Origin of the sequence: Rugamonas aquatica, from assembly GCF_009380215.1 — a bacterium.
In the GTDB taxonomy this organism is placed as follows: domain Bacteria; phylum Pseudomonadota; class Gammaproteobacteria; order Burkholderiales; family Burkholderiaceae_D; genus Rugamonas; species Rugamonas aquatica_B.
This window is the reverse complement of sequence record NZ_WHUG01000022.1, coordinates 14,216-26,636: the sequence shown is the minus strand read 5'-3', so window position 1 is coordinate 26,636 and position 12,421 is coordinate 14,216. Positions and strand designations below refer to the sequence as shown.

The window sequence follows — 12,421 nt, the reverse complement described above, 5'->3', positions numbered from 1 at the left end:
GTCGTACCATGGGCCTATCACTGATTCGACTCTCGCCTGCCATGAAACCGATCTTGTTCGCGTTGCCCCTGATCCTGCCGCTGGCCGCCAGCGCGCAGCAAGTCTATGGCCTGCTCGATGCGGGCGTGGTGGCCGAGCGCGGCTGCCCGCAGGGCGGCTGCGCCCGCACCCGCGTCGACAGCGGCATCGCTTCCGGCTCGCGGCTGGGCGTGCGCGGGCGCGAAGACCTGGGCGGCGGCACGGCGGCGGTCTACACGCTGGAGGCGGGCGTGCTCAACGATACCGGCGGCTCCGACCAGAACGGCAAGCTGTTCGGCCGCCAGGCCTATGTCGGGCTGGACGGGCCGCTGGGCGCCGTCACGCTGGGCCGGCAGTACAACCTGGTCTACGAAACGCTGACCGACGTGGCCGATCCCTTCCACGGCGGCATGGCCGGCAGCGCCGCCAACCTGGTCGGCTACACCGTCAAGCGCTACGACAACACCATCAAGTACCAGTCGCCGCGCAGCAAGGGCGGCTGGACCGGCGCGGCGATCTACAGCTTCGGCGAATCGCCGTACAACAGCAAGGTCAACCGGGCTTACGGCGCCACCATCGGCTATGCCCACGGCGCGGCCACGCTGCGCATCACCCACCAGCGCAAGGACAATCTGCTGGACGCCACCGGCACCACGCCGGCGGTCGACCAGTCGGCCCGCAACACGCTGGTGGCGGCGAATATCGACTTCGGCCGCTTCGTCGGCTATGCCGCCTACGGCCACAGCAGGGGCGACGGCAGCTCGCCGTGGGACATGTCCAACCCCTACGGCGCGGTGGCGCAGAGCACGCCGTCCAACAACAGCCGCGACGTGCTGGTCGGCGTCGCCGTGCCGAGGGGCGCCACCACCTGGCTGGCTTCCTACATCCGCAAGGATGACCGCAGCGGCGCCAACCGCGACGCCAGCCAGATCGCCGTCGGCGTCAGCTATGCGCTGTCCAAGCGCAGCGATGTGTATGCGGCCTATGCCCGCATCCAGAACCGCAACGGCGCCGGCTACACGGTCGGCAACGCCAGCAGCGCCGGACACGGCGACCAGGCCATCCACGTCGGGCTGCGCCACGCTTTCTGATCCGTGCTAAATTGCTCGTTTTAGCACTCACCAGGAACGAGCATGTATCTGACTTTCTTCAACGGCAGCTGGTCTGAAGGTAACACCCCCTTGTTTGGCGCGATGGACCACAGTGTGTGGCTGGGTTCGTCCGTATTCGACGGCGCGCGCTCGCTGCGCGGCCATATGCCGGACCTGCGCCTGCACCTGCAGCGCGTCATCACCTCGTCGGAGCGCCTCGGCCTGGTGTGCCCGCTGAGCGTCGATGAGATGGAAAAGCTGGTGCGGGAAGGCGTGGCCAAGTTCCCGGCCGATGCCGAGCTGTACATCCGTCCGCTGGTGTTCGGCACCGACGGCCTGCTGGTGCCGGTGCCGGACAAGAGCGCGTTCGCGCTGACGCTGTTCGATGCGCCTATGCCGGCCTTCACCGGCTTCTCGGCCTGCCTGACGGCGCTGCGCCGCCCGGACCCGTCGATGGCGCCGACCGATGCCAAGGCGTCGGCGCTGTACGCCAACACCAGCAAGGCCATCCGCGAAGCCCAGCAGCGCGGCTATGACAACGCGGTGGTGTGCGACAACGCCGGCAATGTCGCCGAGTTCGCTTCCGCCAATCTGTTCCTGGTCACGCCGGAAGGCAAGGTCGTGACGCCGGTCGCCAATGGCACTTTCCTGTCCGGCATCACCCGCGCGCGCGTGATCGCCTTGCTGGCGAAAGAGGGCATCGTCGTCGAAGAGCGTTCGGTGCGTCCCGAGGAGCTGGAGACGGCGATCGAGATCTTCAACACCGGCAACTACGGCAAGGTCACGCCGTGCATCCGCTATGAAGCGCGCAGCCTGCCGGTGGGCCCGATCGCCACGCTGGCCTTCCAGCGCTACATGGCGTTCTCCGACAGCGAGTAATCACTGGGGCTTGGCCGGGCAGCTGGCGCTCAGCCAGCGTCCGGTCGATTCCACCTGCACGTTCTGCGGCTTGCCGCCCGCTTCGCTGCTGACGTTCATGTTCATCACATAGCTGCTGTCGCCGTTGAAGCGCAGCGTGCCGGTGCCGCTGGAGGCCGGCTCGGTGCAGCTGAACGAGATGTTCATGCCGCCCGCCACCGGATCGCTGTTCGACGTGCATTTGCCTTTCTGATTCATTGGCAATTCCTTTTTCGCCGCCATCTCGGGCGTGACGCAGGCAGTCAGCACGATGCCGCCGTCGCCGCCGGCCTTGGGCATGGAGACGCCGTTCTGCTTCATCATCGCTTCCATCTGCGCGCGCTGCTCGGGCGGCAGATTGGCCAGCTGCTTGAGCGCCATGCTCATCGCCTGGTCGGTCTGGGCGTTGCCGGTCTTGACCTTGTTGGTCAGCTCCCACAGGCCGGGCTTGATGGTCTGGGCGGAGGCTTGCACCGCGGCCAGCATGGCCAGCGACACGATCAGTCGTTTCATGTGAACTCCCATAAAAGAAAAACGGCGCGCCACCGTCAAGTGGAGCGCCGCTTCGGAGGGGCTTGCAGAGTGGGCGCTACACGCCGCGTCCGCTAATCAGGCGCAGCAGCACCATGATGATAGCAACAACCAGCAGGATGTGGATAAATCCGCCGATGGTGTACGAAGTGACCAGGCCCAGCAGCCACAGGATAAGCAAAACTACAGCGATGGTATAGAGCATGACTCTCTCCTCAGGTTGTTATGCGATGTCCACGGTGGTCATCGAAAGCGATTGCGAACGTTTGATTATGTTGTCGTGTTCGTGTATCTGGCTTCCATTATCTGCAATGCCGGCTTGCTTCTCTGTACGCTGCCGTACTTAAATGGAACGCAGTTGGCCGTTGACGATCTTGACCTGGTCGCCCGAGCGCCATTGCGGCTGCGACGACTGGTGCAGCACGCGTTTCTTGCCATTGTCCAGGCGCACGGTGATCTCCCAGCTGTGCGTGGTTTTCATATTGCCTTCGACCTGGTTGCCGGCCACTGCGCCGCCGACCGCACCGGCCACGGTAGCCAGTTGACGGCCATGGCCGCTGCCGACCTGGTTGCCCAGCAGGCCGCCCAGGATGGCGCCGCCGGCCGCGCCGACGCCGCTACCCTGGCCGCGATGTTCGATCGAGCGCACCGACTCCACCACGCCGCAGCTGGTGCAGACGGCCGGGCCTTGTTGGGCGACTTGTTCCTGTTGTTGCTGCTGCGCCGGCGCGGCGTTGTTCGCGTAGCCGGCCGCTTGCGGCGGCAGCGCTTGCTGCTCGGCCGGCGGCACCGACGACAGCTGGCCCGGCATCGGTGCCGCGCCCGGCACGGTGGCGCTGGAGTTCGGCAGCCAGCCCATGATGGCGGCGCTGCCGACGCCGCAGAACAGTACCACCGCGACGGCGGCGATGACCATGATCGGATGCAGCGATTGCTTGGTGGAGGTTGGGGTGTCCATGGTGTGTCCTTTTATTTTGGTTAAAGTAGTGCATTACGCGGCAGATTTTCGCTCAGGACATGTTCTGCTTCCGTGCGTGAGCGTACATACAGCGCAAATCGTTGCCATTAGGCTGATTCCATGCATACCTATCCCTCATCGCAAACCGAAGAAGACAGAACACAGCCCCGGCCTGTGCTGAACCGCCTGCTGGCCAGCCTGCCCGACGAAGAGCAGGGCGAACTGCTGGCCCTGTGCGACACGGTCAGGGTGGAGGTGGGCGAGGTGCTGTACGAGCCGGGCCAGACCATCCGCCACGTCTACTTTCCGGTCGACAGCCTGATCTCGCTGCTGGCGGTGGCCGAAGGCCGCATGACGCTGGAAGTGGGCTCGGTGGGGCAGGAGGGCATGATAGGGGCGTCGGTGGCGCTGGGGCACAGGCAGGCGCAGGTGCGCGCGGTGGTGCAGCGCGCCGGCCGCGCCAGCCGCATCGACGCCGCCGACTTCTGCGCCGAGTTCCGCCGCACCGCATCGCTGCAGCGCCTGCTGTACCGCTACACCGACACCTTGCTGGCGCAGGCGATCCAGATCGCCGTGTGCAGCCGCTTCCACGTGCTGGAGGCGCGCCTGGCGCGCTCGCTGCTGATTACGCGCGACCGTCTGCAATCGGAAAAATTCCACCTGACCCACGAGTTCCTCGCGCACGCGCTGGGCGTGCGGCGGGTCGGCGTGACCAAGGCCGCCAGCGCCTTGCAGCAGCAAAAGCTCATCAGCTACAGCCGGGGCAATATCGAGATCCTCGATTCGGCCGGGCTGGAAGCCGTGTCCTGCCGCTGCTACGAGCTGGTCAAGGACAATGGCGCCATCGGCATGGCCAATGTATTCTTATAAAAAGTATCAATGGTATAAAAAAAGCCCGGCGCGCAGCCGGGCTTTTTTCATGGTGCTGGCGATCAGCGCGGTGGCTTGTTGACCTGGTTGCCGATCACGCCGCCGACGGCTGCGCCGCCGACGGTGCCGATGGCGCTGCCGCCGGTCAGCACGGAGCCGGCCACGGCGCCCACGCCCGCGCCGACGGCGGTGTTACGGTCCTGATTCGACATGCCTGCGCAAGCGCTCAGGCCCAGCGTGGCCGCCACAACGGCTGCGGTCGATACGAGTTGTTTGACGTTCTTCATGGTCTACTCCTTGGCTGATTAAGGCGCGGCAGAGAACGCCTGCACCAATGACTATAGAGTACGCAAGTCCCCGTCGCGTCTCCGTTCGCCAGCACACATAGAGCCCAAGTCAGTTTTGACGCTTGACCGGCGGTTTCGGCGCCAGCGTCTTGCCCGGCGGCGGCGCGACCGGCTTGCCGCCTTGCTGTGCCAGCAAGGTTTCACAGCCGGTGGTTTCGCCGGGGCCGGCGTTAATCAGCGGCAGGATGGCCGCCACCGGCGCCACCACGGCCAGCGCCAGTGCGCCGCCGGCGCGCAAGGCCAGCACGCCCTTGTCGATGCTGACATCCGGATCCTTGAAGGTGCCGCGCACATAGATCGGCGCGCGCAGCGAAATCACGCGCAAGCCCTTGGCGTCCGGCCGCAGCGTCAGGTCCAGCTTTTCGTTGCCGAGGTTGACTGTGCCGGCGATGTCGATCTTGGCGTCCGAGGTGTCGACCACGAACAGGCGCGACTGCATCAAGCCGTTGGTGACGCCGAAGTCCGTGACCATGCAGTTGAGCTTGACCTGCTTGTCGCCCACCATCTTGGTCAGCACCACGTTGCCGATGTTCAGGCCCATCTCTTCCAGCAGCAGCTTGCTGACGCTGCCTTCGTTGATGACGCCCTTCAATTCGCCGTTCGACGAACCGAGCAGGCTGGCCACCGAGTTGCCGGTGGCCGACAGCGAGATGTCGGCGTTGACTTCGCCCACCGTGGCCTGCATTTCCTCGATGCGCGGGAACAGCTGCTTGAGCTTGAGATGGCGCGCGCCGGCCTTCAGTTCGGCGCGGATGGCGTTGGCGTTGAGCTTGCCGCTGCCGTCGAGCATGACGTTGGAGGTGAAGCGGCCGCCGGCGATGTCGAAGTTCATCGGCTTGAGCGTCAGCACGCCATCCTTCATGCCGATCTGCGTGTCGAGTTTGGAGATCGGCAAATCCTTGTCGCGCGTGATGCGCTGGGCCTGGAAGCCGACGTTGGCGTCCAGCGCGGTCCAGCGCTCGGTCTTGAAGGTTTCCACCGGCAGCACCTTGTCGCCCGGCTGCACCGGCGCCACCCCGCGCGCCTCTTTGGCGGCGTTGGAGTCGGCGCCGATCAGCGGGCCGAGGTCGGAAAATTGCAGCAGCTTCGATTGCACCGCGCCCGTCAGCAACGGACGCGGCAGCGACTGGCCGTAGCGGTATTCGAGCTTGCCGCCGATATCGGAATTGCCGACGCGGCCGGTGAACTGGTCGTACACCCAGCGGCTGGCGTGTTCGCCCAGGTTGCCGGTCAGATGGCCCTCGGTGGCGAAGGCCGGCGTCTCCGGCAGCAGCACGCCGGTCAGGCCGTACAGCCGCGCCATGCTGGGGCCGGACAGCTTGAGCCGCATGTCGAGCGCGGTCAGCGACGACGGCTTGGTCAGCGTGCCGACCACCGCGATGCGGGTGCCGCCGACGTTGATGTCGGCCGCCAGCGGGTAGGGCGTCGATTGCTGTTGCAGCGACAGCACGGCGCCGGCCTTGCCGCCGCCGCTGACGGTCTGGCGGTTCCATGTGCCCTTCACCTTCCACGCCACGCCGTAGCTCGGATCGGCGTTGAGCGTGTCGACCTCGGCCACGGCGTCCACATGGGTGAGCGCGTCGACGTAATGCACCGTGCCCTTGGTGAACACCACGCGCTGCAAGTCCAGCTTCCACGGCGACGGTTTGTCGGCCTGCTTGAAGGTCCAGTTGTTGCGGCCGTCGCCGTCGCGCTGCAACAGCACCGCCGGCGTATCGAAGCGCAGCACCGGGATGCTGATCTTGTGCTCAAGCAGCGGCAGCAGGTCGATGGAGAAGGCGAACTGGCCGACGCTGGCCATTTCCTGCGGCGCCTGCATGCCGGCCGGGTTGCCGACGTGGACATCGCGCGCCACCAGATGCGGCAGCGGCAGGTAGTCGCGCCAGGTGCGGTCGGCGTCGCTGTGGCCCTGGCGTTCCCAGGTCAGCGACAGATCGCCGCGGATGGCGAACGGCCGGTCGATGGCTTCGCTGACTTTTTCATTGAGCCAGGGGCGGGCGCGGTTCCAGTCGTAATTCATCAGCGCGATGACGGCGACGGTGGGCACGGCGACCAGGACGCCGGCGACGGCGAGGGCAATACGGGTGCGGCGGGGCAGGGACATGGCTGGCCTTTCTTCTTATTGGAATGACGGTATTTTACAAGGCTACACCGGCGCACGCGGCGCGCGGGTGCGCTGGCGCACGCAGGGCGGCATGGTCGGCGCGGAATGTGCGGCACCGTACTGAAGCTGCGGCGGCATGGGCTTATAACGTCAACCTACCGCATGACTTTTTAGGAGAAGAATAATGAATACGACCAAACACCACCTCGCCGCGCTGTGCGCCGTCGCCGCCGTACTGGGCTTGAGCGCCTGCGCCAGCAACAAGACGCCGGCCACCGCCGACGTCGCCGTTTCGCGCGCCGCCGTGGCCAACGCCACCAGCGCCGGCGCCGCCGACCTGGCGCCGGCCGAAATGCAATCGGCCCGCGAAAAACTGATGCGCGCCAACCAGGCGCTGGCCGCCAAGGATTACAAGACCGCGCAAGACCTGGCCAACCAGGCGTCGGCCGATGCCCAGCTGGCGCAGAGCAAGGCCAGCTCGGCCAAGGCCACCACCGCCGCCGACGAGCTGCAGCAAAGCATACGCACGCTGCGCGAAGAATTGAACCGCAGCACCAATACCACCCAACAATAAGGAGCTCACCATGAATCCACTGCGCACGAAACAGCTGCAACTCATTCCAATCGCCTTCGCGATGTCGATGATGTTCGCCGCCTGCAGCACCACGCCGACCACCACCAGCCTGCTCGACCAGACCCGCGGCGATTTCATGGCGGCGCAAAGCAATCCTTCGGTGGCCGCCAACGCGCCACTGGAATTCAAGGCCGCCGCCGATGCGCTGGACCGCGCCAACGCCGCCGCCGCGAAAAAGGATAGCCTGGACGAGATCGACAAGCTGGCCTACATCGCCAAGCAAAAGATCGCCACCGCGCAGGAAGTGGCCAAGGGCAAACGTGCCGAGGCCGACATCGCCAACGCCGGCCGCCAGCGCGACGAGATCCGCCTGGAAGCCCGCACCGCCGAAGCCAACCAGGCCCGCATGAGCGCCGACCAGGCCAAGTCGCAGGCCAACCAGGCCAAGGCTGACGCCGACGCCGCGCGCGCCCAGGCCGACGCCGCCGCCAACAGCGCCCGCGACGAAGCGGCCAAGAACGCCGCGCTGCAACAGCAGCTGGCCGACCTGCAAGCCAAGCAGACCGATCGCGGCATCGTCATCACGCTGAGCGACGTGCTGTTCAACGTCGACCGCGCCGAGCTCAGCGCCGAAGGCATGCGCACCGCGCAAAAACTGGCCGACGTGCTGATGCAGGAACCGCAAAGCGCCGTGCTGATCGAAGGCTTCACCGACAGCACCGGCACCGCCTCGCACAACCTGGAGCTGTCGCAGCGCCGCGCCGAATCGGTGCGCAACGCCCTGATCGGCATGGGCGTGAAGAGCGACAAGATCGCCACCCGCGGCTATGGCGAAGCCTTCCCGGTCGCCAGCAATGGCGATGCCGGCAGCCGCCAGTTGAACCGCCGCGTCGAGATCGTGCTGTCGCAGAACGGCGCGCCGATCGCCACCCGTCACTAAACTTTAAGGAAGAACATCATGGCAGAATCCACCCCCACCGGCATCGACAAAGAGGCCATCCGCGCAGCGGCACGCAATCTGCAGGACGGCCCGGTCACGGCAGGCTACCAGGGCGACCGCGAGGCCGTCATCAAGATGCTCAACGAGGCGCTGGCGACCGAGCTGGTCTGTGTGCTGCGCTACAAGCGGCACTACTACACGGTCAGCGGCCGCGACAACGGCCCGATCAAGGCCGAGTTCCTCGAACACGCCGTCGAGGAACAGGAACACGCCGACAGCCTGGCCGAGCGTATCATTCAGTTGAACGGCCAGCCAGATTTCAATCCGGCAACATTGCTCGCACGTAGCCATGCCGAGTATGATGCATCTGACGATGTGCAATCGATGATCAAGGCCAATCTGATCGCCGAGCGTGTCGCCATCGAGTCGTATCGCCAGATGATCGAACAGATCGGCATGAGCGACCCGACCACCCGCCACCTTTTGATCAAGATCATGGCGGTGGAAGAAGAACACGCAGACGATATGCGCGATTTGCTGGATTAATGCATATTTGGTATTTTGCTGTACAGTTTTCACTTCACACAACCATAACAGGAGCTCCATCATGCTGGAACAAAACATCAGTACCGTGAATAACGACGTGAAAACTCTGGTTAAAGATGCGCAGGCATTGTTCACCGCCGCCACCGCGCTGACCGGCGAAAAAGCCGAAGAACTGCGCGGCCGCGGCATGCGCGCGCTCGACACCGCGCTGGCCAAGGCCCACGAGGCGCAGCAAAGCGCCGTGGCCGCCAGCAAGGAAATGGCCAAGCAGGCCGACGTCTACGTCAAGGAAAACCCATGGCGTTCGATCGCCGCGGCGGCCGGCGTGGGCCTGCTGATCGGCGTCATCATCGGCCGCAAGTAAGCCATCGTGTCCGATGAGATGAACCGTCCGCCGGGTCTGATCGCTTCGCTGGGCAATATCGCCCGCAACAGCATCGGCCTGGTGCTGACGCGGCTGGAGCTGGCCGCGCTGGAGCTGTCGGAGGTGCGCAACCACCTGCTGCAACTGGTGCTGGTGTTCGCGCTGGCCGTGGTGGCGGGCTGCTTCGCGCTGGCCTATGGCACGGTGACGATCGCCTATCTGGCCTGGGATGCGCTGGGCTGGAAGATCCTGCCCATCATCACCGGCGTGTTCCTGCTGATCGCCGTCGGCCTGATGCTGTATGCGCGCGGCCTGATACGCAGCGGCAAACTGTCGATGCCGGCAACGATGGCCGAACTGAAGTCCGACCGCGACATGCTGTTGTAACCGGGAGAGCAGATGAGCAAAGAATCCGAACGCGCCGCCATCGACGCGGACAAGCAGCGCCTGATACGCGAGGGCGAGCTGTACCGCATCAAGGTGGTGCACGCCAAGGCGCTGGTGGCCAATGCGCTGCAGCCGGACGCGATGTTCCATGGCGCCGTCGAGCAGGCCATCGGCATGGCCCAGTCCCGCCTCGGCGGCCTGTTGCAGCCGGGCGGCCTGAAGGGCGTCAACTTCAAGACGCTGATGCCGTATGCGTTGACGGTGGGTTCCTACATCGCCCGCAAGCGCCTGGTCAAGCCAGCCATCGGCGTGGCGCTGGCCGCCGGCGTCGGCATGGCCTGGCTGTTACGGCGCAAACCCGCGCCGCAGCAGGAGTAATCCCCCAAACGCCGCAACTGCGGCGTTTTTTTATTGGAGCGATGCAGATGAGCAGTCTCAAACCCGAATTGAATCCCGAGCGCTTGCGCGTGGTGCTGGTGCTGCAGGGCGGCGGCGCGCTGGGCGCCTACCAGGCCGGCGTGTTCCAGGCGATGCACGAGCACGGCCTGGCGCCGGACTGGATCGTCGGCACCTCGATCGGCGCGATCAACGCCGCCATCCTGGCCGGCAATCCGCACGAGACGCGGCTGGACCGGTTGCGGCAATTCTGGGACGGCATCGCCCACCGCGACAGCTACGATATGCGCCAGGTATCGGACCAGCAGCGGCGTTCCAACGTGCTGCTGCAAACCTGGGACACGCTGGTGCGCGGCGTGCCGGGCTTCTTCAAGCCGCGCTTCATGAGCCTGTTCGCTACCGGGACGGCGGTCGATCCCGAGCAGGCCAGCTTCTACGATACGAGCGAACTGGGCGACACGCTGAACCGCCTGATCGATTTCGACTACCTGAACCAGCCGGGCGGCATGCGGCTGACGGTCAACGCGCTCAAGGTCGCCTGCGGCAGCCTGCGCAGCTTCGACAACCGCGAACAGACCCTCAACGCCGACCACATCCGCGCCAGCGGCGCGCTGCCGCCGGGCTTCCCGCCGGTGCGCATCGACGGCGAGCTGTACTGGGACGGCGGCCTGTATTCGAACACGCCGCTGGAGACCGTGCTGGACGATAACGAGCATGTCGATACGCTGTGCTTCATGGTCGACCTGTGGAGCGCCGACGGCCCCGAACCGACCACGCTGGACGAGGTGCAGACGCGGCAGAAAGACGTGACCTTCGCCTCGCGCTCCAAGCGCCACCTGGACGACTACGTCGCCACCCACAAGCTGCAGCAGAAGTTGCGCGCGCTGTACCAGGCCTTGCCGGAGCGGGCCAGGACGGTCGAGGGCGCGCAGGATCTGGCCGAGCTGGGCTGCGGCACCACGCTGCACGTGGTGCGGCTGGCGTACGCCGGGCGCGACTGGAACATGGCGGCCAAGGACATCAATTTTTCCAAGGGCTCGATCGAATGGCGCTGGGACCAGGGCTATCAGGATGCGCTGCGCGCCATCAAGGCGGCGGGCTGGCTGAGTTTTGTCACGGAAGATACGCCGCTGGTCGTGCATGAACTGCCGCCGCTGCGGCAGCCGCACGACCAGGAGCGGGCCGCCTAGCGCGGCCGGCGGACTGGCGGGCTAGTGCTGGTGGTTCTCGGCGCGGATCTGCGCCGCGTTCGCCATGTCCTGCTTGTAGGTGGCGCGCGCCTCCTGCATGCAGCGGTTGCGTTCGGCGGCCGGGCCTTGTTTGCAGGCGAGGTTGGCCTCGGCCAGCGCGGCGCCGATTTCCTTGCGCAGCGTACGCAGCTGCGCGGCGGCGGTGGCGTCGTCCTGGTACCAGCGCGCCGGATCGCCCTTGGCGATTTCCGCCTGTTGCAGCTGGGCGTTTTGCGGCGGCGTGGTCTGGTCGGTGGCCTGCGCCGCGCAGGCGACGCAGGCCATGGCCATGCCGATGATGAGGGGTCGAATGTGAGCCATGATTTCCTCCGTTGCGCTTACAGCCTGCCGGTGAGCAGCATGATCAGCAGGATGACGACGACGAGGCCGGTGACGCCGCTGGGCGCATAGCCCCAGCTGCGGCTATGCGGCCAGGCCGGCAGGGCGCCGATCAACGCCAGGACCAGTATGATCAAAATGATGGTGCCCATGGGATTCTCCTAATGGTGGGATAAGTAGCGGTGAGCAGCGGTTAGTAGCGGTAGACGCGGCCGTCGACCAGGCGCACGCGGTTGCCGGTGCGCAGGTCGTAGATATTGTCTTGCGTGACGATGCGGTAGTCGCCGTTGTCCATGCGGACGCTGATCTGGTACTGGTCATGCGGCTGGTTGCGGTTGTTCTCGACATTGTTGCCGACCACGGCGCCGCCGACCGCGCCGGCCACCGTGGCGGCGGTGCGGCCGCTGCCGGAGCCGATCTGGTTGCCCAGCAGCGCGCCGACCAGGCCGCCCGTGACGGCGCCGGCGCCGCTGCTGCCGGACTTGGTCTGCACGACCTGGATGGCGTCGATGGTGCCGTACGAGGCCGCTTCAGCCTGGTTGGCGTAATAGCCCTGCTGCTGCGGCGCCGAGCTGGTGCTGGCGCAGCCGCTGAGGACGGCGGTGCCGGCGACGAGCACGGCGGCGATGGCGGTCATGTGTTTCATGTTGTTCTCCCGAAAAAGTATGAATCCAGCATAGCCAGCGCGCCGGCCAGGGTCTGTGCGCTTCCGCACTCAGTTCAGGCGCCGTGTGCGATGTGCCGTCTTTGTACGATAGCGTACAGAGATGGGTGGGGAAGGGGCGTACAACGTCTACATCGGTAGCAAGGACATCCAGTCCCGCTAGCTG

General features: G+C 65.7%; 18 protein-coding genes. 10 read left to right on the top strand and 8 right to left on the bottom strand.

Annotated elements, in window-relative coordinates:
- Window positions 1-41: 41 nt before the first annotated feature.
- Entirely contained in the window at window positions 42-1,109 is a 1,068-nt protein-coding gene (locus GEV02_RS30840; RefSeq protein WP_152841629.1) for a porin, read from the top strand.
- A gap of 42 nt (window positions 1,110-1,151) precedes the next feature.
- Window positions 1,152-1,988, top strand: a complete 837-nt coding sequence (locus GEV02_RS30835) for a branched-chain amino acid aminotransferase (protein ID WP_152841628.1) — start codon at window positions 1,152-1,154, stop codon at window positions 1,986-1,988.
- Here GEV02_RS30835 and GEV02_RS30830 read toward each other — a convergent pair whose 3' ends face one another.
- From GEV02_RS30830 to GEV02_RS30820, 3 genes are all read right to left on the bottom strand, one after another.
- The gene (locus tag GEV02_RS30830) at window positions 1,989-2,519 is read right to left on the bottom strand and encodes a DUF3617 domain-containing protein (protein WP_152841627.1); all 531 of its coding nucleotides are present in this window, start codon (window positions 2,517-2,519) and stop codon (window positions 1,989-1,991) included.
- 76 nt (window positions 2,520-2,595) lie between these two features.
- Window positions 2,596-2,742, bottom strand: coding sequence for a lmo0937 family membrane protein (locus GEV02_RS30825; RefSeq protein WP_008446864.1), 147 nt, complete (start codon window positions 2,740-2,742; stop codon window positions 2,596-2,598).
- Window positions 2,743-2,880: 138 nt separating this feature from the next.
- Window positions 2,881-3,495, bottom strand: coding sequence for a glycine zipper 2TM domain-containing protein (locus tag GEV02_RS30820; RefSeq protein ID WP_152841626.1), 615 nt, complete (start codon window positions 3,493-3,495; stop codon window positions 2,881-2,883).
- 120 nt (window positions 3,496-3,615) lie between these two features.
- Between GEV02_RS30820 and GEV02_RS30815 the strand changes: the two genes are divergently transcribed.
- A complete protein-coding gene (locus GEV02_RS30815) occupies window positions 3,616-4,365 on the top strand; it encodes a Crp/Fnr family transcriptional regulator (RefSeq protein WP_152841625.1) in 750 nt (249 codons plus the stop codon).
- Window positions 4,366-4,427: 62 nt separating this feature from the next.
- Here the strand turns inward: GEV02_RS30815 and GEV02_RS30810 are convergent, their stop codons facing one another.
- Together GEV02_RS30810 and GEV02_RS30805 are read right to left on the bottom strand one after the other, a co-directional pair.
- On the bottom strand, window positions 4,428-4,652 hold the full coding sequence (locus GEV02_RS30810; protein ID WP_152841624.1) for a glycine zipper 2TM domain-containing protein: 225 nt from the start codon (window positions 4,650-4,652) through the stop codon (window positions 4,428-4,430).
- A gap of 109 nt (window positions 4,653-4,761) precedes the next feature.
- On the bottom strand, window positions 4,762-6,816 hold the full coding sequence (locus GEV02_RS30805; protein WP_152841623.1) for an AsmA family protein: 2,055 nt from the start codon (window positions 6,814-6,816) through the stop codon (window positions 4,762-4,764).
- Window positions 6,817-7,000: 184 nt separating this feature from the next.
- On the opposite strand from GEV02_RS30805, the gene GEV02_RS30800 reads away from it, so the two are divergent.
- From GEV02_RS30800 to GEV02_RS30770, 7 genes are all read left to right on the top strand, one after another.
- The gene (locus GEV02_RS30800; protein WP_152841622.1) at window positions 7,001-7,390 is read left to right on the top strand and encodes a DUF4398 domain-containing protein; all 390 of its coding nucleotides are present in this window, start codon (window positions 7,001-7,003) and stop codon (window positions 7,388-7,390) included.
- A gap of 10 nt (window positions 7,391-7,400) precedes the next feature.
- Window positions 7,401-8,330 carry an OmpA family protein gene (locus GEV02_RS30795; protein WP_152841621.1) on the top strand — a complete coding sequence of 310 codons (930 nt, stop codon included), beginning with the start codon at window positions 7,401-7,403 and terminating at the stop codon, window positions 8,328-8,330.
- An 18-nt stretch (window positions 8,331-8,348) separates the two neighbouring features.
- A complete protein-coding gene (locus GEV02_RS30790; protein ID WP_152841620.1) occupies window positions 8,349-8,876 on the top strand; it encodes a ferritin-like domain-containing protein in 528 nt (175 codons plus the stop codon).
- Window positions 8,877-8,937: 61 nt separating this feature from the next.
- Window positions 8,938-9,240 (top strand): DUF883 family protein, encoded by a 303-nt coding sequence (locus GEV02_RS30785; RefSeq protein WP_008446875.1) that lies wholly within the window; start codon window positions 8,938-8,940, stop codon window positions 9,238-9,240.
- 18 nt (window positions 9,241-9,258) lie between these two features.
- A complete protein-coding gene (locus tag GEV02_RS30780) occupies window positions 9,259-9,627 on the top strand; it encodes a phage holin family protein (protein WP_152841668.1) in 369 nt (122 codons plus the stop codon).
- Window positions 9,628-9,639: 12 nt separating this feature from the next.
- Window positions 9,640-10,005: a hypothetical protein gene (locus tag GEV02_RS30775; protein WP_152841619.1), complete on the top strand. Its 366-nt coding sequence runs from the start codon at window positions 9,640-9,642 to the stop codon at window positions 10,003-10,005.
- 47 nt (window positions 10,006-10,052) lie between these two features.
- Window positions 10,053-11,213: a patatin-like phospholipase family protein gene (locus GEV02_RS30770; RefSeq protein ID WP_152841618.1), complete on the top strand. Its 1,161-nt coding sequence runs from the start codon at window positions 10,053-10,055 to the stop codon at window positions 11,211-11,213.
- 21 nt (window positions 11,214-11,234) lie between these two features.
- Here GEV02_RS30770 and GEV02_RS30765 read toward each other — a convergent pair whose 3' ends face one another.
- Genes GEV02_RS30765 through GEV02_RS30755 form a run of 3 tightly spaced genes read right to left on the bottom strand, consistent with a single transcriptional unit; the run spans window position 11,235 to window position 12,237 of the window.
- Window positions 11,235-11,573, bottom strand: a complete 339-nt coding sequence (locus GEV02_RS30765; protein ID WP_152841617.1) for a hypothetical protein — start codon at window positions 11,571-11,573, stop codon at window positions 11,235-11,237.
- A gap of 17 nt (window positions 11,574-11,590) precedes the next feature.
- A complete protein-coding gene (locus GEV02_RS30760) occupies window positions 11,591-11,743 on the bottom strand; it encodes a DUF3309 domain-containing protein (RefSeq protein WP_152841616.1) in 153 nt (50 codons plus the stop codon).
- A gap of 41 nt (window positions 11,744-11,784) precedes the next feature.
- Window positions 11,785-12,237: an outer membrane lipoprotein gene (locus GEV02_RS30755; RefSeq protein WP_152841615.1), complete on the bottom strand. Its 453-nt coding sequence runs from the start codon at window positions 12,235-12,237 to the stop codon at window positions 11,785-11,787.
- Window positions 12,238-12,421: the final 184 nt, after the last annotated feature.